Origin of the sequence: Rhizobium sp. BIGb0125, from assembly GCF_024810055.1 — a bacterium.
Lineage (GTDB): Bacteria > Pseudomonadota > Alphaproteobacteria > Rhizobiales > Rhizobiaceae > Agrobacterium.
In genome coordinates this window covers 455,917-478,486 of sequence record NZ_JANUDV010000001.1, presented here as the reverse complement: position 1 = coordinate 478,486, position 22,570 = coordinate 455,917, and the positions used below count along the sequence as shown (strand labels likewise).

18 protein-coding genes are annotated in these 22,570 nt (G+C 53.9%); 7 read left to right on the top strand and 11 right to left on the bottom strand.

The genetic code is table 11. The features are described 5' to 3' along the window. The first annotated feature begins 98 nt into the window (after window positions 1-98). Window positions 99-911, top strand: a complete 813-nt coding sequence (locus M2418_RS02190; protein WP_250982053.1) for a class I SAM-dependent methyltransferase — start codon at window positions 99-101, stop codon at window positions 909-911. A 61-nt stretch (window positions 912-972) separates the two neighbouring features. Here M2418_RS02190 and M2418_RS02185 read toward each other — a convergent pair whose 3' ends face one another. The 10 genes from M2418_RS02185 to M2418_RS02140 all read right to left on the bottom strand — a co-directional run bounded on the left by M2418_RS02185 (window position 973) and on the right by M2418_RS02140 (window position 15,243). Beyond that, window positions 973-1,704 (bottom strand): L,D-transpeptidase, encoded by a 732-nt coding sequence (locus M2418_RS02185; protein ID WP_405049362.1) that lies wholly within the window; start codon window positions 1,702-1,704, stop codon window positions 973-975. A 14-nt stretch (window positions 1,705-1,718) separates the two neighbouring features. Next, the gene (locus M2418_RS02180; protein ID WP_405049361.1) at window positions 1,719-2,723 is read right to left on the bottom strand and encodes a L,D-transpeptidase family protein; all 1,005 of its coding nucleotides are present in this window, start codon (window positions 2,721-2,723) and stop codon (window positions 1,719-1,721) included. Between the two features lie 176 nt (window positions 2,724-2,899). Then, window positions 2,900-5,164, bottom strand: a complete 2,265-nt coding sequence (locus M2418_RS02175) for a heavy metal translocating P-type ATPase (protein ID WP_259143488.1) — start codon at window positions 5,162-5,164, stop codon at window positions 2,900-2,902. 170 nt (window positions 5,165-5,334) lie between these two features. Next, a complete protein-coding gene (locus M2418_RS02170; RefSeq protein WP_259143487.1) occupies window positions 5,335-6,648 on the bottom strand; it encodes an HlyD family type I secretion periplasmic adaptor subunit in 1,314 nt (437 codons plus the stop codon). Then, the gene (locus tag M2418_RS02165; RefSeq protein ID WP_259143484.1) at window positions 6,635-8,482 is read right to left on the bottom strand and encodes a type I secretion system permease/ATPase; all 1,848 of its coding nucleotides are present in this window, start codon (window positions 8,480-8,482) and stop codon (window positions 6,635-6,637) included. Before M2418_RS02165 ends, M2418_RS02170 begins: the two co-directional genes overlap by 14 nt. A 14-nt stretch (window positions 8,483-8,496) precedes the next feature. Next, window positions 8,497-9,264 (bottom strand): hypothetical protein, encoded by a 768-nt coding sequence (locus M2418_RS02160; protein ID WP_259143481.1) that lies wholly within the window; start codon window positions 9,262-9,264, stop codon window positions 8,497-8,499. Window positions 9,265-9,392: 128 nt separating this feature from the next. Beyond that, window positions 9,393-12,164, bottom strand: coding sequence for a TonB-dependent receptor (locus tag M2418_RS02155; RefSeq protein WP_259143479.1), 2,772 nt, complete (start codon window positions 12,162-12,164; stop codon window positions 9,393-9,395). A 148-nt stretch (window positions 12,165-12,312) separates the two neighbouring features. Beyond that, a complete protein-coding gene (locus tag M2418_RS02150) occupies window positions 12,313-13,320 on the bottom strand; it encodes a FecR family protein (protein WP_259143477.1) in 1,008 nt (335 codons plus the stop codon). Window positions 13,321-13,432: 112 nt separating this feature from the next. Then, the gene (locus M2418_RS02145; RefSeq protein ID WP_259143474.1) at window positions 13,433-13,933 is read right to left on the bottom strand and encodes an RNA polymerase sigma factor; all 501 of its coding nucleotides are present in this window, start codon (window positions 13,931-13,933) and stop codon (window positions 13,433-13,435) included. A 191-nt stretch (window positions 13,934-14,124) separates the two neighbouring features. Next, window positions 14,125-15,243, bottom strand: a complete 1,119-nt coding sequence (locus M2418_RS02140) for a mandelate racemase/muconate lactonizing enzyme family protein (protein WP_259143473.1) — start codon at window positions 15,241-15,243, stop codon at window positions 14,125-14,127. A 258-nt stretch (window positions 15,244-15,501) separates the two neighbouring features. Between M2418_RS02140 and M2418_RS02135 the strand changes: the two genes are divergently transcribed. The 6 genes from M2418_RS02135 to M2418_RS02110 all read left to right on the top strand — a co-directional run bounded on the left by M2418_RS02135 (window position 15,502) and on the right by M2418_RS02110 (window position 21,175). Next, window positions 15,502-16,182, top strand: coding sequence for a GntR family transcriptional regulator (locus M2418_RS02135; protein WP_259143471.1), 681 nt, complete (start codon window positions 15,502-15,504; stop codon window positions 16,180-16,182). A gap of 204 nt (window positions 16,183-16,386) precedes the next feature. Then, window positions 16,387-17,871, top strand: a complete 1,485-nt coding sequence (locus M2418_RS02130; RefSeq protein WP_259143469.1) for a polysaccharide lyase family 1 protein — start codon at window positions 16,387-16,389, stop codon at window positions 17,869-17,871. Between the two features lie 193 nt (window positions 17,872-18,064). Next, window positions 18,065-19,273: a TIGR03862 family flavoprotein gene (locus M2418_RS02125; RefSeq protein WP_259143466.1), complete on the top strand. Its 1,209-nt coding sequence runs from the start codon at window positions 18,065-18,067 to the stop codon at window positions 19,271-19,273. 192 nt (window positions 19,274-19,465) lie between these two features. After that, window positions 19,466-19,603, top strand: a complete 138-nt coding sequence (locus M2418_RS02120; protein WP_192488279.1) for a DUF1127 domain-containing protein — start codon at window positions 19,466-19,468, stop codon at window positions 19,601-19,603. Between the two features lie 243 nt (window positions 19,604-19,846). Then, on the top strand, window positions 19,847-20,053 hold the full coding sequence (locus M2418_RS02115) for a hypothetical protein (RefSeq protein ID WP_259143463.1): 207 nt from the start codon (window positions 19,847-19,849) through the stop codon (window positions 20,051-20,053). Between the two features lie 327 nt (window positions 20,054-20,380). Next, window positions 20,381-21,175 (top strand): hypothetical protein, encoded by a 795-nt coding sequence (locus tag M2418_RS02110; RefSeq protein WP_259143462.1) that lies wholly within the window; start codon window positions 20,381-20,383, stop codon window positions 21,173-21,175. Window positions 21,176-21,792: 617 nt separating this feature from the next. Here the strand turns inward: M2418_RS02110 and M2418_RS02105 are convergent. Beyond that, the gene (locus M2418_RS02105) at window positions 21,793-22,494 is read right to left on the bottom strand and encodes a hypothetical protein (protein ID WP_259143460.1); all 702 of its coding nucleotides are present in this window, start codon (window positions 22,492-22,494) and stop codon (window positions 21,793-21,795) included. Window positions 22,495-22,570: the final 76 nt, after the last annotated feature.

Below are 22,570 nucleotides of genomic sequence, written 5' to 3'. Positions count from 1 at the left end.
CGGTAAAAACTGCCGGGGCTTTATTATTTTATGACTGATACCGTCAAGTTTTATCTTTTAGACGGTTTCCAAAGTGACAAACGCCAGGGTTGGATACGATGTCGAGCATAGACGGACACGGGAATAATTTCGCGCTGCGTGATGAAATCAAGGCCTATTGGTCATCCCGCGCTGCAACCTTCGATCTTTCCCCGGGTCATGAGATTTTCTCCGATGAGGAGCGCGCCGCCTGGCACGCTTTGATCCTCAAGCATCTGGGTCCGGGTAACGGTCGGGTTGCACTGGATCTTGCCTGCGGCACCGGCGTAATCTCCCATCTGATGGATGATCTCGGTTTTGCCGTCACCGGTCTAGACTGGTCCGAAACCATGCTGTCACTGGCCCGCTCAAAGGCAATCTCCAGAGGCCGCTCAATCCATTTCAGCATGGCAGACGCGGAAAACACCATGGAGCCGGATGGCACCTATGATGTCATCATAACCCGCCATCTGGTGTGGACGCTGGTAGACCCGAAGGCCAGCTTTGCCGAGTGGTTTCGCGTGCTGAAACCCGGTGGAAAACTGCTGATCGTGGATGGGGATTTCGTAAACATCAGCCTAGGCGAAAAGCTGCTCAAGAAGCTTGCCGCGCTTCTGGAAAAAGCCGGCATCAGCAACCCCGGAACACCACATGCGCCGGGCCACAGTGCCAGCACCCACAATAGCATCCTGTCCCGCGTCTATTTCTCGAATGGGGCACGCGCAGATGCCGTCGCCACACTGTTGAAAGACACGGGTTTCCAATCACTTACTGTCGATGCCAACCTTAAGAAAATCCATAAGGCGCAGGCCAAAGACCTCGGATTTTTCAAGGCAACTGCCCGTGGCCTGCAACACCGTTACGCCATTCTGGCAACCAAACCGGATGTCTGAGTAACAAAAAGCCCACGCGTTTCACCAAAGCGTGGGCTTTTGAAAATTCAGACCAAAACGATCAAACCGGCTGCGGGAGACCCGGAGCAACGGCAACCATCGGCGCCGAAAGGTTCATAACCAGGATCGGTGTCTTGCCCGGTACCCGGTTATAGAGATCGATGATATCCTGATTGAGCATGCGAACGCAGCCAGACGATACCGATTTGCCAATCGTCCACCATTCCGGCGAACCGTGAATACGGTAAAGCGTATCCTGGTTGTTCTGGAAAATGTAAAGCGCGCGAGCACCAAGCGGGTTGTTCAGACCAGGTTCCATGCCGCCATTGGCAATGCTGTAAGGCTGCAACTCAGGCTGGCGCGCCACCATTTCATCCGGCGGTGTCCAGCGTGGCCATTGGCGTTTGTACTGGATAACACCCCTGCCCGCCCATTCAAAACCGGCGCGACCAAGGCCAACGCCGTAACGCATGGCCTGACCACCTTCCATCGTCAGATAAAGGAAGTGGTTGCTCGTATCGACAATGATTGTGCCAGGACGTTCACTGGTAGGATTTGCAACCATCTGGCGATGAAAACGCGATGGAATTTTTTGATACGGAATGGCCGGCAGCGGGAACTGCTCCTCCGGCATCGGGCCATACATGCTGGCCAGCATGGAATTATCCACAGACGGTTCAACCGGTGCCGCAACGGTCTGGTTGGAGGTCGTGGTGCAGCCAGCCAATACGGTGGTTGCCATTCCGGCCGTTCCTAGCAGGAACATGCGTCTTGTGATAATCTCGGTCTTCAATCGACGTCCTCAGTTTATTTTCTTATGCCCGCAAAGGGATCAGCCAGCGCCGCTTCGGGACGGCTGACGGGGTATTTGGTTTTAGATACGCTGGCCGCCATCTTCTTCGCGCCATTCTTCTCGAGAATTGCGCGGAAGCTCGGATGCATGCCACCGTCGGAATATGCCATCACCGGAACCGACGTCGCCTGCGCGATGGCCATATCCACTTTCTGCTTTTCCAAATCCAGTTTTGCCATGAGTGCCGAATCCGGCTGGTTTACGGCAGGAGGACAAACGGCCAAGGGATCAGAAGGTTCCCCACCGGAAAATTCTGTATTGAACACATAACGGCGACCGCAGACCGACACCTTCGGCTGGCGTTTTGTCAGCTCGAAGGAATCATATCCTTCCTTCAAGGTGCGCCAGAACGGCATGTTCTCGTCGTCCTTGTGCATGGCCATATTTTTCGCCGTCATCCGGAAAGGATAGGCCTGCACCTGGAAGCGGCTCTGACCACTTTCCAGCGCCTTTTGAACGACAGCGTAAATTTCACCAACCTGCTGGTCAGTCATGGCGTAACATCCCGACGATGAGCACGCGCCATGCACCATCAATGCCTCTCCGGTGTAACCGAGGGCAGATTCAAGACGGTTGGGATAACCAAGGTTGAACGATACGTAATATTGCGAGTTCGGGTTCAGCATCCCGGCCGAGACATGATAAAAACCTTCAGGCGCTTGACGGTCGCCAGATTTCATCTTCGGTCCAAGTTTGCCGGACCAGCGGCACATCGGGTAGGTTTTAAACAGCGCATAGGCACCAGACTTATCAACCTTCCAGACTTCCAGTTCGCTTTCCTGCTTGAAAATGCGAACAAGAACAGGGCTTTCCTGTTTCATGCCCTTGCTGGCCATCTCGGCCTTCACCTTACTGGACAGCTTTGGTGCCTCGGCCGTTGCGCTGAGGTCCATAGACGTACAGCTGGCCAGAGAAATACCCACCAGCGCAGCCGCCGCCAGCTTGTAAACAGATGGCAACAGAGAGCGCTTAAGCGAAAGACAGTGGTTTTGTTCTGGTAAAAACATTCCGCAATAATAGTCCGTATTCGAGTGCCGCTTTTATCACAGCTTCCGATGGACACATTACCCATTCGTTAAACATACGGACACAATGTGTTGATCACCGGAAGCAGTCTGTCAGACCCGCCAGGGCATTACTTGGGGATTTTTAGCAACCGCAGCGCATTGAGCGTAACCAGCACCGTTGCCCCCGTATCCGCCAGAATTGCAGGCCAAAGGCCAGTAATTCCAGCAATTGTCGTGACCAGAAACACCGCCTTCAAACCAAGAGACATGGCGATATTCTGGAAGATGTTGCGCATGGTACGCTGAGACAACGACACCATTTGGGCAACATCCCCAACCCGGCTGTGAAGAATTGCCGCATCGGCCGTTTCCAGCGCAACATCCGTTCCGCCACCCATGGCAATGCCGACATTGGCAGCCGCCAGAGCCGGTGCATCATTGATGCCATCACCGACTTTGCCAACGATGTAACCTTCTTTCTGCAACTCACCGACAATACGCTGCTTGTCCTGCGGCAACAGTTCGGCACGCACATCAATGCCAAGCTGCGCGCCGATGGCAGTCGCAGTACGTTTGTTATCGCCTGTCAGCATCACAACCTTGATGCCACTGTCCGTCAAAGCCTTCAAACCAGCGACCGCATCGGCACGGGGTTCATCACGCATGGCAATGGCGCCACACAACACGTCACCGGCAATCAACAGCGACACCGTCTTGCCCTGATCGTTCAGCGCGGCAATCGCATCCAGCCGTTCCTGCGAGATCGCAACACGCTCAGCCGCAGCATTGGGCGATCCAAGGAAGACGTCGGTCCCTTCAACCCTCGCAGCAACTCCCTTACCACCCAGTGCCTTTGCATCGTCAACAGGCGGAATTTCAATGCCGTCTTCTTCCGCCTTGGCCAGAATGGCAAGCGCCAGCGGATGGCTTGATCCGGTTTCAAGGGCAGCGGCGAGACGCAGCGTTTCCACCGCCGTTTTCTCAAAGGCCAGCACATCGGTGACCTTCGGCTTGCCTTCGGTCAGCGTGCCCGTCTTGTCCAATGCAACCGCCGTCAGCTTGCCAAGCCCTTCAAGCACTGCGCCACCCTTCATCAACAGGCCACGTCGCGCACCTGACGACAGCGAGGCGGCAATAGCGGCGGGTGTTGAAATAACCAGCGCACAGGGGCAACCGATCAGCAGAATGGCAAGACCCTTGTAGACCCACTCGCTCCAGTCCGCCCCGAGCAGCAGCGGCGGCAGAACGGCAACCAGCGCCGCAACGACCACGACACCGGGGGTGTAATATTTGGAAAAACGGTCGATGAAACGTTCGGTCGGCGCCTTGCTTTCCTGTGCCTCCTCCACCAGCCGGACCACACGGGCAATGGTATTATCCTGTGCAGCCGCCGTCACTCGCACCCGCAAAGCTGCGTCACCATTGACCGTACCTGCAAAGACTGCGTCATCGACAGACTTGCGAACGGGAACACTTTCCCCTGTTACCGGTGCTTCATCAATGGCGCTTTCACCCGAAACAACAGTGCCATCTGCCGAAATGCGGTCACCGGGACGAACCAGAATTACCGAACCTACAGCCAGGCTTGCGGCCGGCACTTCGCGGGTTTTGCCGCTTTCTTCCAACAAGGCGGTTTTGGGCACCAAAGCAGAAAGCGACTTGATGCTGGCACGCGCCTTTCCAGCCGCCACACCTTCCAGCAGTTCGCCAACCAGAAACAGGAAAACAACGGCAGCCGCCTCTTCCGTAGCGTTGATGATCAGCGCGCCGACTGCGGCAATGGTCATCAGCATTTCAATGGAAAATGGCGTTCCCGCCAAGGCCGCCATGATGGCGCGGCGCGCAATGGGAAACAGGCCAACCAGCATCGCTGCCGTAAAGGCGTAAAGCTGGATTGCCGGGAACAGGTGGCCGATGCCGTAAGCCAGCACAAGTGCCAGTCCGGCCATGATCGTCAAACGGCCCTTGCGGCTGCGCCACCATGGCCTATCACTGACGCCGTGGTCATGACCATGCAACCCTTCAAGTCCATCATCGGCCGCTGCACTCGCAGCACGCTCATGCCCGTGGTTATGTTTCTGATCATGCCCATGATCGTGGTCGCCATGATCATGATTGTGAGAGCATGAAGGACCATGCACATGCGGCTCGGGCGCCGGCTTCACATCACGGTCTGCTAGACGCGTTGCCGGATAACCAAGGCCTGAGACCTTTTTGCCGATCGCAAGCAGATCGCTCACGTCATCATGCGTCACCGTCATCGTGCCACCGGTCACAGAAACGGAAACATCCTCCACGCCCGGCATACGGCGAACTGCCGTATCGATCTTGGATGCGCAGGAAGCGCAATCCATGCCGTCAATCTTGAAACGTGTGTTGTGCGACGTGCCCATAATGAACCCTCATTTTCAAGTCGCTCCTTTTTTAAGACCTATAGCAACTAGAGGTACAAGAGGGTTTTTCATGTAAATTCCCGAAAAATGACAACCATTTGAAACAAAAACATAAAAGCAGAAAACGACCTGCAATGGTCTGCAGGCCGTCTGTATATCATCAATACGTCTCACTCCTCACGGAATGCGCGGTTTACCTGATCGGACAAAGGTTTCATCAAATAGGAAAGTGCGGTGCGTTCGCTGGTCTTGATAAAGGCTTCCGCCGGCATGCCGGGCACCAGGGTGGCGTTTTCGAGTTTACTGCGCTCCCCTGAGGATACCGCGATACGGGCAACATAATAGGAAAATCCGGTCCGCTGGTCTGTGGTGAGGTCAGCTGCGATACGGCTGATACGCCCTTCAAGCTCCGGTGTTACACGCTGGTTGAAGGCAGACATCCTCAAAACGGCTTTTTGCCCCAGCTGCAGTTGATCGATGTCCTTCGGCGCAATTTGCACCTCCAGCGCAAGATCATCCCCTTCCGGTACAACAAGCATGATCGGATCTGCAGGCGTGACCACACCGCCCACCGTATGAACCGCCATTTGGTGCACGACACCGGATTGTGGCGCAACGATATCGATGCGCTTCAACTCATCTTCAGCGGCAACTTTGCGTTCGACATATTCCCCCATCTGGGCCTGAATTTCGCGCAACTCACGCCCAACTTCGGTGCGTAGTTCCTGATCGATCTGCAAAATCTGTAACTTGGTTTCGGTGATACGGCCTGCAGTCTGTGCCTGATAGGCAATCTTTTCACCACGCTCGCCACCAAATGTGGCGGCCTGCGTCTGCAAACTATTCAGTCGCTGAACGGACACAATGCCCTGCTCACGCAGTGATGTCTGCGAAACGATTTCCGCTTCCAGCACCGAGAGGCCCTTCTTGTAGGCCATCTCCTGCGCCTTCAACCCCTCGATTTCATGTTCGAACTGGGTGATGCGTTCGGCCAATTGCGCTTTTCGGCCTTCCCGGAAGGATTTGCGGAATTCAAACAGCTTGGTTTCGCTGCGCATGGCGGCAGCAACATCGGCATCGTCCTGCCGCGATTGAAGCGCAACCGGAAAAACCAGCGCTGGCAAACCATCTCGCTCCGCTTCCAGCCGCACAAACCGCGCCGTCAACTCATCCAGCCGCTTGGTCACAATGGCAAGATTAGCCTTTGTCTGGGTCGCATCCAGCCGCATGACGATATCACCGGCCTTGACCTCATCACCTTCGCTGACCAGAATTTCACCCACCACACCGCCGGTTGGATGCTGGACTTTCTTCACATAGGAATCCACCACCAGATGGCCTGATGCAACAATGGCGCCTGCCAGATTTGTTGTTGCTGCCCAGCCACCGACACCACCCAGCAGAGCGACACTGACCACCAGCGCCATGAACAGATGTTTGCGAATGGAACCGGAAACGTAAGTGCGCTGGTCAATGTTTGACATCAGGGTCTTCCTTTCGGTCATCCGGTTCACTTGCATTTTCAAGCCGTGCGGCCTGTGCATTGGCAACCACCCGCAGTGGTGTTACCGCATGGGCAGAAGCGGTGTAGCCGCCGGCCGGCTGTTGTGGTGTAGGCGGTGTACGCAGCACTTTCGACAGAACCTCGTCACGCGGTCCAAAAGCCTTCATTCGCCCATCTTCCATCATCAGCACAAAATCGACGATACCGATGGCACTGGGGCGGTGAGCAATAACAACAACAATGCCTTTGCGATCCCGCACCGACGCCATGGCACGCACCACAGCAGCCTCACCTTCGGCATCGAGATTGGCATTCGGTTCATCCAGAACGACAAGGAAAGGCTCGCCGTAAAGCGCACGTGCCAGACCGATCCGCTGACGCTGACCGGCGGACAGCGACGAACCGGCCTCCCCAATATTGCTGTCGTAACCCTTTTCAAACCGCAGGATCAGTTCATGCGCACCAGCGGCCTTGGCCGCCGCAATAATGGCGTCCGGATCAGCATTGTCCTCGAAGCGGGCGATGTTTTCGGCGATCGTGCCGTCAAAAAGCTCAACGCCCTGCGGCAGATAACCGATGTGACGACCGAGCGCCTCACGATCCCACTGATCAAAGCTGGCACCATCGATCCGCACCTTACCGCCAGCCGGAGTCCAGGCACCGGTCAGAATACGCGACAGTGTGGATTTTCCGGAACCGGACGGTCCAATAATGCCAAGCGCCTGACCAGCAGCGACAGCAAAACCAACCCCGGCTACCGTTGGTCGTTTTTCGCCGGGCGGTACAATGGTGACATTCTCGACGCGCAAATCCTTGACCGGACGCGGCAAAGCCATTGATGTGTCGGTCGATGGCACCTGGGTGAAAAGTGTGTGCAGACGCGCCCAGCTTTGCCGTGCTGCCACGAATGATTTCCAGTTGGAAATGGCGAGATCAACAGGTGCCAAAGCGCGGCCCATCATGATTGAGCTGGCGATCATGATACCACCAGAGGCTTCCTGCTCAATCACCAGCCAGGCACCGACCGCCAGAATGGCAGACTGCAACACCATGCGCAGCGATTTGGCGATATTGCCAAGGCTACCGGCGACATCACCAGCCTTGCGATTGGCAGCAAGATACCCCTCGTTAGACACCTGCCAGCGCCTGCCAAGCCGCCCGACCAGCCCCATGGCCTGCACAACTTCGGCATTACGGCGCGAAGCCTCCAGCAATCGATTACGCGCCATGTTTTCGGTGATGGTGTCGCGAATGGGCTTTTGCGAATAGATATTGGTGAGAACGGTCAATGCCACCAGCACGATAGCGCCGCTCAACGCCGTCACGCCGATCCAGAAATGGAAAAGAAAACATATGCCGAGATAAAGCGGCATCCACGGCAGATCAAAAAACGCCGTCGGTCCAGTGCCGGACACGAAAGTCCTGACATTGTCGAGATCACGTAGCGGCTGCAAACCATCACCAGAGGTCCGTGCGACAAGCGGCAAACGCACCACGGCATCGTGCACCTGACCGGAATATTGCATGTCGAAATGTTCACCGACGCGGATCAGCACGCGCGACCGGATGATATCAAGCATGCACTGGAAGGCATAAAGCCCGACGGCAAGCAGGGCCAGCCCAACAAGGGTTGGCACGCTACCGCTGGCCAGCACCCGGTCATAGACCTGAAGCATGAAGATCGGTGAGGTCAAAGCCAGAATGTTGACCACGCCACTGACGAGCGCAACACCGCTGAAGGCGCGCTTGAGGGGCGAAACGACCGCCGCAGTCAGAGACTGCGGCGGCGTTTGCTGCTGGTTTTGAAAGCCCACAGCGTTGTCTTCCCTTAGGCGGCCAGAGCCGTTGCACTTGCGAAGACGAAGTCAGATGCGTCCAGAACGCTGGAGTTCACGCCGACGAGCTGGATGGAGTCGGAGCCGTAGGCAACGTAAGCATCTCCAGCGTCATCGAAGATCGTCAGATCGCCGAAGTTGACAGCGCCCCAAGCAGAGATGTCGAGCTTGTCAACGCCGTCCTGGTAACCGGATGTACCAGCAGGGCCATCATTGGTGACAACATCGTTGCCGCCGGAGAACACAAAGGTGTCCGCGCCGCTGAAGCCGACGAGAATGTCGTCACTTGCGGTGTCTTCAATCACCGTGCCGGTGGCACCCAGGTAGGAGTAGAGGTAGCTCAGCGTGTTACCACGGGTGATGCCGTAGATTGCGTAGTCAAATGCATCAAGGCCCGTGCCGTTGTAGTTAAAGGATGGATCGAGATCGAGCGAGAGCGCGACATTCGACAGGGTGATGCCAGAAGAGGATTCACCGTAGCCGGTGCCGAAATCCAGCGAGCTGACAGTACCGGTCAGGTTACCGAAGGAGTACTCGAAAGTACCACCGACGAGCACACCATTACCGCCGCTTGTGTTGCCGTTGCCCCACTGCGTGTAATCCCAGGAAGGATTTGCACCGATAACTGCCGGATCTGTCTGCAGGCCAGGGCCGCTACCGTAGAATGCACCGTAAGTGGAGCTGTATGTCGTGTTGCTCCAATTCTCCAGATAGGATTTGAAATCCGACGATGCAGACGTTAGTGAAATAGTGGTAGCCATGATAAATTTCCTTTGCTTGGTTGCTAAGGTTTATCCTGATCCAACAATCAGGACGGTTACTCCCTTGGCCGGGTTGCCGCCCGGTCAGGGGAACTTGCATTCGAGCCTGCCACCGGCTCGAAAATTCGTCACAATCTCACATTCAGACTGGCGAAGAAGGTCCGCCCTGGAGAGGGGTAACGGCTTCCCGCAGGAACGTGGTTGATATCGGTTACGTTATCAATGCTCAGTCGCAACGTGGTGCGATCGTTGAACTGGTAGGAACCGTAGAGATCGAGTTTTGTGTATTTATTGGATGTGTAACCGCCATCCGGATTAAAGGTTTTCACCTGCGATAATGTCGGCGTCGAATGGGTTACTCGACCACCAATTGCCAGCTTGTTATCGAGGAAACGCACACCGGCATCAAGAGTAGCCTTGAGTTTTGGCGGCACACCCACGCTCGAGTACATCTGAACATTGTCTGAGGAGACGGTTTGACCGTACCAGGTGCTTGGCACCTTTTGCGCCCATTCTGCGTCCAACCAGGTCGCAGAGCCACCGACCCAAAAGCGACCGGTGTCATAGTTGCCCTCAAGCTCGACTCCGCGCATCCGGGCGGCATCAGTTGTATTGACATAACTCTGGAGTTGTCGAGATCCTGCATATGGATAGAAATAACCAATCACAATAAGATCATCGATTTTGCGATTGAAAGCGGACACCTTCAGACGGAGCGTGTCATCCTCTGTAAAGACACCGTCAAAGTTGATGTTGGCACCAATTTCCCAGGTTTCTGCTGTTTCAGGCCGGAGACTTTCGTTCGGTGCATAAACAGACAGCGGAGATACGTCTTTCGGCAAGTCTCCAGCAAAGAACGCCTCTGTTACAGTCGGTGGCCGGTAGCTCTTCGAATAGCTAACATATGGTCGCAACCACTCAACCGGCGTAAACTCGACAGTGAAGGACGGCAACAATGCGCCGCCGGAACGATCGATATTCACGGTGTTTTCGGGATAACCGGCCAGCGTGCTTAAGGCAGCAATGGTTGTGCCAGCTCTGTAAAACTGGCCGTTATAGATTTCACCCTGACGGGTCGACCAGATATTTCTCAGAACGGCGTTAGCGCTGGCAAATCGTGCCGGATCATATGTCGCGACGTAATCATACTCAGTTGTGACGGCGGATGCGATGTAATTTACACGATCTCTGTAGTCGTAGTATTTCGGCGAACCCTTGAGCCGATACCAGTCATATCGTAAGCCTGCCGATAGTTTGACCCAATCGGTTGGCTCAATGTCTCCGTTGACAAAGAGACTTGCCATATCGCGACGACCGGCCGGACTGAACGATGTAAAGTTCGATGCCAATTCCGGCCACACATCAATTGATGTGCTGGAAGCACTGGAATTTCCGTGATCACGGAAGGCTTCGACGCCATAATTCAGTGTTGCCGGACCGATAGCAGTTTCAAAACGGCTGGTATTGTCGATATTGATACCAAAGCTCATGAAATCAGCGCTGATCAGTGTGTCAGGATAACCTGCAGCACCGCCCCGGGTGTGGCGAAGCGTCTCTTCCATCGTGTCGTTCAGCCAAAATGTTGAACGGAAATCGATCAGGTCATTATCGACGGGGTTCCAGTCAAGATTGGCGGTTACAGTATTAACTGTGGCCTCTTCATCGCTGAGCCCACCCATGAACCATGCAAAATCCTTCTTCTGATGGGTCCATGCTACGCCGGTCGTCACGTCTCCGAAATCACCTTCCAGTTTCAACAGCGACGACATATTGTCTCGTTGCATGAAGGTAACTTCACCGTCTTCATCCCCATCCCACTCAATATCCCCGTGGCTGCCAATCTTGTAATTGCCAAGCTTCTGGCGCGCGAAGCCGCCGGTGATCGAGAATGGGGAATCTCCCATACGCTTCGACGCCAGTATGGAACCGTTGAAATGCTGATTGTTGGTGCCAACAGTCGTATCGATCTCGACACCCCAGTCTTTTCCATCCGAGATGATATCGTCTGCGCCAACCGTGCGGAATGTCACTGCGCCCGCCAGTGAACCTGCAAGGCCCGATTTGGCGCCCGTTAACCGTTCAACCTCAACGGCACGAATGAAGGACGTTTCAACATAGCCCTTACCAGAACTGCCAATGTAGCTGTCGCCACCTGCTGAAATCGTACGATTAGCGTTCTGGCGCGCACCATCAACGGAAAGCACCACTCGACCCATGTCCTGCACACCGCGAACATTGGGCGACACTGCTGGAGAGTTGGCAACGGAGTTGTTGACGTAGGTCCCCGCGACATTGTCGAAGAGATCGCGCACATCACGTGCACCCAGGTCAGACTGAATGGCCTCGCGGCTGACAACACTGACACTGGCCGGTGTTTCGTACACCCAGTCGGGTGTTCCCTGATACCCGGCTCCTGATGCAGCGTTTCTGCCCGATTTACCGGTGATCGTAATGGTTTCAAGCATTGTGGAACCATCCGCTGACGGCACGTCGGCAGCGGCCTGATTTGCACCGATAACCACCGACCGGCCATTGCCCGCAAACCTGAATGTAATACCCGTGCCACCAAGCAGTTGCGTCAAAGCTTCCTGAACGGTCAGGCTGCCGGTAACCGCGTTGGTACGCACGCTTCCGGAGGCCGGAGAGGCAAGCGTCACCTGCAGGCCGGACTGGCGACCAAACGCGCCAACCGCAGCCGACAGCGATTGCGCTGGGATATTGAAAGCACGACGTTCAGCCTGAGCTGCATTCGTTGCCGGTGTTGCCCCACCGGATGACTGCGCATGCGCCGCTGATACCCCGTAAAAAATTGCCATGGCCGTGCTGGCCATAAGAAGTGCGCGCTTGCCCGTCTGCCCCACGCCAGACTGCTTTGCACTTTGTTTATTGGAAGAACTCATTACCCTGCCCGTCTTCTTTGCCTACAGTGGCAAATGTTGAATTTCACATTCAACAAAAAGACGATTGCTCTCGGAATTTTTTTCAACCAAAACGAATTTTGTCTGTAACCAACTGGAAAGTAATGGAAATTTTTACGCCAAGTGAGACTTAAAAGCGCGACACGATCCGGACTGATCCCGATATCGAGCGGATTTTTCCGCCATAGGGCGTGACCAAAGCCTCAAGCGCCTGATCCGGCTCGTTGAGATTGTAAAAACCGGTCACCTTGCTATTGGCTAGCGACCTATCCGGCACGCTGATCCAGGCGGAGTGATAACGGCCAATCTTTTCGACGACTTCGGCGATTGTCTCGTCCACGACATAGAGTTCGCCACGACGCCAGGCACCAATCTCATCGACAGAAACCGCCTGTTTGCTCATGCGTTTTGTTGCACCGTCAACAGTCACCCGTTCACCCGGCACCAATACTTGTGTTGCGGATGGATCGTCACGGAGACTGGCCTTCACCGAGCCACGCGCGAGGGCAACGCTGGTCGCCTTGTCGGACATGCCAATATCAAAAGCGGTTCCCAGAACCTCCACTTTGATATCGCGTACATCGACCACAAACGGTCGCGCCTCATCCTTGATCACATCAAAGAATACCTCACCGGCAAGCACGGCTACATCACGCTGACCTTGATGATAATTGACCGCAAGCGCACTTTTGGGTGCAAGCACAGCGGTACTGCCATCGGCCAATGTCACGGTGAGACTTTCACCATTGCTCGTGCGATAATCAGCTTCCAGACGAACGGCCATGTCCGGAATGGACATGACGGCAAGACAGAGCACTGCAAGCGTTGCCCCACCCAGCGCGAACCGGGAAAAGGTTCGTCTCGGCATGAAGAACCGCCGGGTTGCACGACGTTGTGGTGCGGCCTGACCCGCATTCTCCCACTGGGAGCGCATAGCCGGTTCAACCGCTCCGAAAACACTCCAGCCACGACAGGTCTTTTCCCATGCCTGACGGTGGTTCGGGCTCAGTTCCAGCCAGTTGCTGAATTCCTTCAGCAGATCTGCATCATCCGAATTTTCCTCGAGACGTAAGAACCAGTCAGCGGCTTCGTCAAAAACATCCAATTCGCCTGCGTCTGTTTTCGCGGGATCGTTCATCGACGTGCTGCCTGTGGTCTCTCATGAGTAAAAATAACGGTTTCATGCTCTCCTTCTAAAGAGACGATTGAACGCATTATTTTTTTCATGGAAACGTCATGTTTTTGGACGTTCATTTCATTTTCCTGACAAACTCCGCAAGCCCGGTCTTGACCAGACGGTGTGCGGTGGCAACCGAGACACCCAAATGCACCGCAATATCCTCCATGCGATAGCCGCCAAAACGGTGCATTTCCAACGCGAGGCGCGTGTCCGCTGGCATCTCGTTGAGGATTTCGCTGACCTGACGAACTTGATCGCAGAACAAAGCATGGTCTTCGGGTGAGCCATGGTCCTGCGGCAGGCCCCAGAACGGCGTGTCATCCGGTCTTTCCCGAAGGTCGTAGCGACGACGTTTGCGGACGTCGAGTGCAAGGTTGCGAACAACACGGAAGAGATAGGCCTTGAGGGCACTCGGCGCTTCGGCCTGCTGCGGTACAAATTTGATAAAGGCTTCCTGCACAACATCCTCTGCCTCCTCTCGGGAGCCAAGAATGGGTGTGGCATATTTAATAAGATCAAGGCGATGCGCGACATAAACGGCATAACGCTTGTCGTCTTCCCGAATGCCCATTTTATACCAAACAGCTAATCAATATCGGATGACCCCGAACCATTCCAAGCTCGTATATCAGCAGGAACAACTCCGATCCAGAATTACATGAATGAAAAACTCATGAAATTCTACTTTCCATTGATTACCTTTATGTGATGTGTCCGATCGGCTGAGATCGGGCACATCAAAATTGAGATCGAGGGCCGGTCTTAGCTCAGACTTTTGCCATAGCGGGCAAAACTTTCCGCCAGAATGGTGGTGCTGGCACCCGGACGTTCAGGACGCGCGTAGACACCATCCTTGACAGCAATCGGCTCTTCGAAATGGTCCTTGATCCATGGAATATACTCCAGAATGGTCGAGGCCGGATGCCAATAGCTGAGGTGCACATGCACTTGGCTCATTTCGCCGGCATGCGGCACGACCGGCAAACGATGCGCCAGAGCAAGGTCGGCCACCTGAATATATTCGGTAATGCCACCTAGGCGCGTCACATCCGGCTGGACATATTGAACGGCACCGGCCTCAATAAAGGAACGGAAGGCATCAACCGTATAAAGCTGCTCACCCAGTGCGACAGGGATAGTGGTGTTGCGCGCCAGCGTCGCATGGCTGCCGACATCATCGTACCAGAGTGGTTCTTCAAACCAGAAGATATCCAGTCCCTGCGCTGAGGCGCAAAACCGCTGGCAGGTGGGCAAATCCCATTTGCCATTACCATCAATGGCGATGCGAATGGAACTACCCAGGCGTTTACGCACTGCAGTCAGGCGCTCAATATCGACATTGGGATCATCATGCCCAACCTTGAGCTTGATGCGGGTAAAGCCATCCTCTTCCACGGCCTTTGCCGATCCGGCAAGCAGTTGGTCCTTGCTAAAGGAAAGCCAACCGATATCGGTGTTGTAAGCCTCGACACCTTTGGTGCGGGCGCCACCGAGATAACTCCACAGCGGTACGCCTGCCTTCTTGGCCTTCAAGTCCCACAGGGCGACATCAACAGCCGCAAGCGCCAGATGGGTTATGCCGGCGCGGCCGACCCATTGCAGTGCCGGATCGCGCGCCAGTTTCGTCCAGAGGCGCGAGTGTTCCGACGCATCTTCACCGATCAGCAGCGGTGCGTAACAATTCTGAATGCAGGAAGTGATCAACCGGTCTGACGCAAGATGTGAATGCGTACCAGTGAAACCATAGCCTTCCAGACCATCATCGGTGACGATCTTGGTACCTACCACACCCCAATGGGTGATGTTGTGCGTTGAATCTGAAATGGAATCCGACGTCAGTGGCAGGTGGAGAATAAAGGGGTGAACTGAGACAATTTTCATCTGTTTTGCTCCTGGTCGATCCGTGAACGCTGGAAAACGTGGGGATCGTGAACTGGAATGTCATGGATGGGGGTAGCTGTGCTGCCGCCTCTAGGGTGCAGGCAAACTGGCGCTGCAGGAAAAATTTGGCTGGTGAAACGAAGGCCTCCTCTCCTTCTTTGATCATCATCTAACGCAGAACCACACGTTAGAAAATAAAAAATTTTTTATTTTTTGTTTTTAATTGCACTCGTGATGGATCTGACAGAAAATACCGCCATGACGATGATTAAGACCACGCTGGCCGAACAGGCCTATCAGGAACTGCGCAACCGCATCATTCAGGGGCGATTGCCGGAAGGTTTCCGCCTTTTGCCCAACGAACTTGCTGTCGATCTCGGCATCAGCCCGACCCCCATCAAGGAGGCATGTCTTCGTCTGGAAGCAGACGGCCTTGTCACCACCTCAAGCCGGCGGGGAATGGTTGTCCGCAGTTTCGGAGAAACCGATGTCGAAGCGCTTTATGCCGCGCGTATCCTCATCGAAAAGGGCGCGGTGGAGGCAGCATTTGACGCAGGTCGTTTCGATCTGACCTTACAGAAGAAACTCGCAGAAACACTTGCGCAGCATAAATACTTCGCAACCCGCCATTCCCTCGACGACCTGTCGAAAGCCCTGCAGCACGACCGGGCCTTTCACAGCTTGTTGGTGGATGCCGCGCAGATGCCGATCATCTCGGAAACCCATGCCCGCATTGTTGCGCAAACCCACACGGTGTTCGTTTCACTGCCGGGAGATTACAGCCGTTCGGTCGCCGAACATCAGTCCATCCTCGATGCTATCAAAGCTGGGGACAGGGATAAGATCGTGCAGGCGCTCAAGACACATCTGGAAATGAGCAGACGCAATACGCTGCATCAGGTTGCTATTCTGAAAGCCCGTAAATCAGCTTCGGCATAAGTCGCTCTACACAATACCCTTTACATCGCTATTTAGCATCGGCTTCTGGAGAGCAGCGCTTTAATGCATAGAGCTCGAAAACAGATTCAGCCAATATTATATGCAACCAAAAATTATATATTCAATTATTGATTGTGCTAAATTCACAATAATGTCTACCATTCTGACGGGGAGTTGATTCTACGTTTCGAGGAGGAGACAGTGATGACAACCACATGCCGCAAAGCCGCGTTTCTCGTGGCAGGGACAGTCCTGTCCGGCATGATCGTGCCGATTCTCGCCGCACAGGCACAGGAAGACATTGCCCGGCAGGCAATTAGCGCGAATGATGGCTGGGCCGCAGGCACGGATGGTGGCTCGAAGGCCGACCCGTCCAACATCTACACCGTGTCAAACCGCAACGAATTGCTGGACGCACTCCAAGCAGGCGGAAAACCTGATTTGCCCAAGATCATCAAGGTAGAAGGCACTATCAATCTGTCGGTCGACGATAACAATAACGAGTTGACCCAGAAAGACTACGCCGATCCCGCCTATGACTTTGAGGCCTATAAAAAGGCTTACGCGCCCGCAGTCTGGAACCTGAGATTGACGGACAAAAAGCGCCCGGAACGTGACTTGACTGGCCCACAGGAAGAAGCACGGCAACGGTCTGCCGACAATCAGAAAAAGCGCATCGTTATTCAGGTCACCTCCAACACCACGATCATCGGCCTTGGCAATGATGCCAAAATCATCAAGGGTAATCTGTTTATCGGCAACAGCACCGAAAACGTCATTATCCGCAACATCACATTTGAAGATGCCTTCGATTATTTCCCGGCCTGGGATCCGGGTGATTCCTGGTCGCTGAACAAGAATTACCCCGGTTGCGACGAGATTTATGTCGATGCTGATACCGGCCCGCAAAAATGCCCCGGCGGCCGCTGGAACTCCGAATATGACAGCATCTCAATCAATGGCGGCAAAAGAGTCTGGCTGGATCACAACACCTTCACCGATGGTGAGCGGCCGGACAAGCTGTTCCCGCCAGTATTCCCCTTCCCACACAATCAGGTCGAGCAAAAAGTGCAGCACCACGATGGCCAAGTGGACATTACCAACGGCGCCGACCTCGTAACTCTGAGCTATAATCACTTTCAAAATCACGACAAGACATCACTGATCGGCGGTAGCGACAGCCTGACGTCAGACGAGGGCAAACTGAACGTCACGTTTAGGGGCAACTGGTTTGAAAACGCAGGACAGCGTATGCCGCGCGTGCGCTTTGGCAAGGTGCATAGCTACAACAATTACTTCTCCGGCGATGCATCCGGTGCGCCTGACGCAAATTTGAGCGTCCTTGAAAATCATGAACTCGGCATCAGCCAGTCAAAGGACATCCCTATTTTCCGCAGCGCTTTTGGTATCGGCAAAGGCTCCGCCATTTATTCGGAAAACAACTTCTTTGAGATCAGGAACGGTAACATTGGCAATGCGGGCAACATTCAAGGCGGAACAAGGTTCTTTGACTCCGGCTCGCTGGTGAATGGTGAGGCCGCAGACTTTGCGACAGTACTGAATGCTGATCCGAAAAAGCCGATTTCACCAGATGTGGGCTGGAAACCGGCTCTCTATGGCAAGCGTCCCATTCCCGCGAAAGACGTACCTGATTATGTCAGGGCGAATGCCGGGGCTGGCAAACTTTAACTGCAAATCCCTGCCTTACGTACCAGAACGCTCTTATGGCGGTTTGCACCGCCATAAGTTCCCTGTCAGAACGTCGAATCGACGCGCTGCTATCAATTTCCAAAAAATAAGTGCTGCGGCCGTGCAAAACCCGGCCGACTTGCGATAACAACGCTCTAACTTCAGCATTGGTAAAAGCAGGATGGCATTCCGAATGGCGACAAAACGCGTGGCAATCATTGGTGGAGGACCATCCGGCCTGATGGCCGCTGATATTTTGTCTGCCGCGGGTCATGATGTCAGCGTCTATGAAGCCATGCCCACCGTAGCACGCAAGCTGTTGATGGCCGGAAAGTCGGGTTTAAACATCACCCATTCCGAGCTCTACCTCGCGTTCATTGAGCGTTTCGGCGCAGCCAAACAACACCTGCAACCGGCACTTGATGACTTTGGACCATCCGATGTGCGTGACTGGATGGCAGAACTCGGTCAGCAAACCTTTGTGGGAACCTCCGGCCGGGTGTTTCCCGAGGTCATGAAAGCCTCGCCTCTGTTGCGCGCATGGCTGCATCGCCTCGAACAACAGGGCGTCAAACTTCATACCCGCCACCGCTGGACCGGTTTTAACGGCGACCTGCTGACCTTTGAGACCCCAACTGGAACAATCGACGTCCGCTCAGACGCCACATTGCTTTCACTTGGCGGCGCAAGTTGGCCCCGGCTTGGATCCGACGCCGCCTGGGTGCCGACCTTGAGAGACAAAGGCATTGGCATTGCCGACTTCAAACCAGCCAATTGTGGTTTTGATCTTCCGTGGAGCGATGTCTTCCGCAGCCGTTTTGCCGGTGCCGCAATCAAATCCGTGGTGACAAGTTCAGCGGCTGGCAGCTTTCAGGGTGAATTTGTCATCAGCAAACATGGCGTCGAAGGCAGCCTGATCTACGCCCACTCCGCCGTGTTGCGTGACGCGCTGCTGGACACAGGCAAGGCAACCCTGTTTCTCGATCTTGCGCCGGGCAAGACGGAAGAAAAGCTGGCCAGCGACCTCGCCAAAGCCAACTCGAAAGACAGCCTTACCAACAGACTGCGCAAAAAGACTGGTCTTAGCGACGTCAAGATTGCCCTGTTGCGTGAACTCACACCTGAGATCACCCAGCTGGACCCTGCCGCTGTCGCAGCAAAGATCAAAGGGCTTGCACTTCCGGTAGCCACGACCAGACCAATTGCCGAGGCAATATCGGTCGCTGGCGGCATTGAATGGTCGCAACTGGATGAAAATTACATGCTGCACCCGTTGCAGGGCATTTTTGCAGCTGGTGAAATGCTGGACTGGGAAGCGCCAACAGGCGGCTATCTGCTGACCGCATGCCTTGCGACAGGCAAAGCGGCAGCCAAAGGCATGCTGAAATTCCTCAAGACGTAAGCCAAAGCCACCTCCAGGTTTCAGGCCACCCAGTTTCAGCGGCAATTTCGATCAAAATACAGGCAGTCTTGCAACCCAGCATCGTAAAGCGGCATGGGATGCAAAAAACGCATGCCTGCCAATTATACTTATGCATTATTTTTAGGCGAGAAATGTCCTATTATTTAGTCATACCAAACAAAGGAGATGGACATGAAATTCGGTGAGATCGTAAGAAGTTACACAGCAAAGCGTCGCGCAGTTCGCGAACTGAACCAGATGGACGAACGTTCGTTGAACGATATCGGCCTGCGTCGTGAGCAGATCAGCCATGCTGTTTGGGGTCGTTGATCCCTTGGCAGTGTGCGCCAATACGCACATTGAAACTACTGCACATTAATGGTGGCGGACGCTCAAAAGCCGGCACCATTTGGCTCCCATAAATGAGCCTTTTGACAGGTAACGCACAGTTTAGAGCGGCCTGCCCCAGCCTTCCAAAAACACATCACAGAACCCAGCAGGGCAAACCGTGCCTATGGTCACGCGCATCGCAGTTTGTGGAAATTAACCCACACGCACTGGTTTGCATTTGCGATGATTGGCAACAGCACAGTTTTGTTCTATGCAAATGCCATGTCAGAAAACGTTTTAAAATTCGAGCGTCGCCCTCAACCAAAACCACCGCGGCAAACCCCGCCGTGGCAAAAACGTTTGCTCGTCATTTTGGCTGTTGTGGCCTTTTTCGCCGCCGCCTTTTTCTATTATTATCTGACAGGCGAGCAGAGCGGCACGCTGGGCTGAAGTCCTGTTCGGACATCTGCATTCTACATGGCGGGCAACGGCGATCGTCACGTCTGCACGTGAAAACATAAAATCATTATTTTTGAAGATTATGGCGCACCCGACAGGAAACGCCTAAGATTCCTAAAAGACGAACAAAAACAACGTGATATAAGCCATCCAATTTGGCCGTGTGTAGCACTGCAAGGGACTAGAGACAAGTACTGATAGATTGCTGACCTGTGTGATCATTAAAATTGATGAAACTTGTGCCTTTCCTTAAAAGGCCTTTGCCAACGTCATACAAGGGAAACTATATTACAGGTTGTTTTAAATACGAGGTGCACCTTGCAGATCGAAGACAAAGCAGAACGGCTTCACGCCCTTATTGAAAAGCTTCAGCACTATGCCGCCCACACAAGTATGGTCAATAAGTTAGCCACGCAAAGTAGTGGCAATGTTCACAGCCTCAACGCACTCCAACTTTGGCAAACCATGGGAAGGCTGGCTGAAGAATTAGGCATGGCGGATGACCGTGAATTGAGAAATTCATTCGAGAGTTTATGCGCCTCCGTACAGGCGGAAATTCAAGGTATTCCTATCCGAAAAGAATCCGTTCGTACGACATGGGCAGCACGCATTGCTAGCATCTCGCTAGTATTCAGCGCCGATAATTTCGCAAAGTCTACACAGGAAGCATTCAAAAAACACTTCACGTCTTCCAACCTAGAGGCGCTGGACGCGATATCAGAGCGTTTCCGTGCAGCCGGTTTGAAAGAGAGCTCAGACGCAGAGTTAAAAGAGGCTTTGGCGGCTGTTCGCGAAACGATTGAAGCGATCACTTCGTCTGGTGGTCTGGATGCACGCATTGCTGCTGTGCTCAGCCACTACCTACAACAAATGGAAACCGTGTATGCCCAAGCTTCGGATTTCGGGGACGAGGTGTTCTGGAAAATCTACAAGGAGACTTTCGCGACCTTTGCGCAAATTCACCCGATCATAGCTGAATTAGAGAATGCAGATGAGGTGAAAGGTAAGCTTCAAGTTGTGTTCCAAAAGCTTACATCGAAATCGATAGCGGGTGTCTCACTGGCAGCGAACTTGGCGACATTGGGCGCAACGCTGTATCCCCTTCTTGGCTGATCATGGAAAACGAATTGCCGCTTAACACGATTGCCCCGAACACCCCCCTTACGGTGGAGGAATTAATCTTCCGCAATAGTGCGCAATTCGCTTTACCAGCTAGCGAGTGGGAGAAGAAAACCTACCAAGAGATTATCGCTCTCCCTCGTGTCACAGTAACTAGACCACCGAAGGACCAGCTTCTTGCCCTTGATATGGTGGAATATGACTGCCATACAAATTGCGCTGCACAAGAAGCTAATGACCTAACCAAGTCGAGCCACCATGTTTTTGGGTGGATGGTGTTGGGCTCTGATCTGATATTACATTCTGTGGTCAAAATAGGCAGTCAGTGGTTCTGTCTGACGCCGCAACTAGTAGAACTCGCATCGCGGTTTGAGTATATCCCAGACCCCTTAATAGAGTGGTGTAGTTCCGGCGATGGGCGTTCGCGTGAACCATATCGGAGCGGAGTGAGGCTCCCGGACGCTTTAAGAAAGCATCCTGAACGGCACATTAAAATGCACGGCGAATTGCTACGTCTGATAGCATCTGGACTTCCAGTCATTGAAGCCCGTGACAAGGTGGCGGCTACTTTTCGTAGACCCATTGGAGACTAGAGACCTGCGGATAGCCCTCTAGGCTTTCGCATTCTTTTTGGACTCCCCCTCAAGAATGAAGGTGAAAACCACATGCGGAATGACCCAAACAAAGACTGCTAGCAGGTGAGTCAAGACGACCCACGCAAAGAAAACAATATGTGTAACCCCCACTTCCGCCGTAGATATCACTCGCATAATCGCATGGACTAGCAACATGCAGTGCAACACAGGCAGCATCAAAAAGAACAGATTGTTGCAGATATCATAGAGTTTCGCAGTCACCTTGAACCCCTTTCCCGCTGCGTACCAGTCGGGACCCCATATGTTTAGCTCAGGGCCAAGCATCTTGAGAGTAGGCTCTGAGGAGGTTTCAGCGAAACTGTAAAGGTCCGGGTCAAGCTCCTTTTTCCGTGCAACACGTTCGATGAATACATAGTGGATTTGTGAGTAGCAGAGCCAAGTCGTAAATGAGTGAGCGCTTAAATAGAATGCAGCCGACACGAGCCCTATAAGCACCTCCATCAGTGCCGGAATGTCGGACATGCTAATTCCAACACCAGGGATGTTCACGCTTTTCCCTGAGGACGCAATCGCCAGAAAGGTATTGAGGACCACCAGGGCCTTCAGAGTGCTGTCCCTTCGCGCGGATGCCTCCTGTGCCCTAGCAAGATATTTATCTGCTAACTCAGCCTCCTTCACGGGGTCGGCCATTAGGGTCAGCTCAGCGTCAAACGCCATAGTTAATCGAGTGAGAGGGGTAAGTTTCCGCTTGAGCATTTGAGGAGTAACATCCAGCAATCGAGAAGGTGGCATC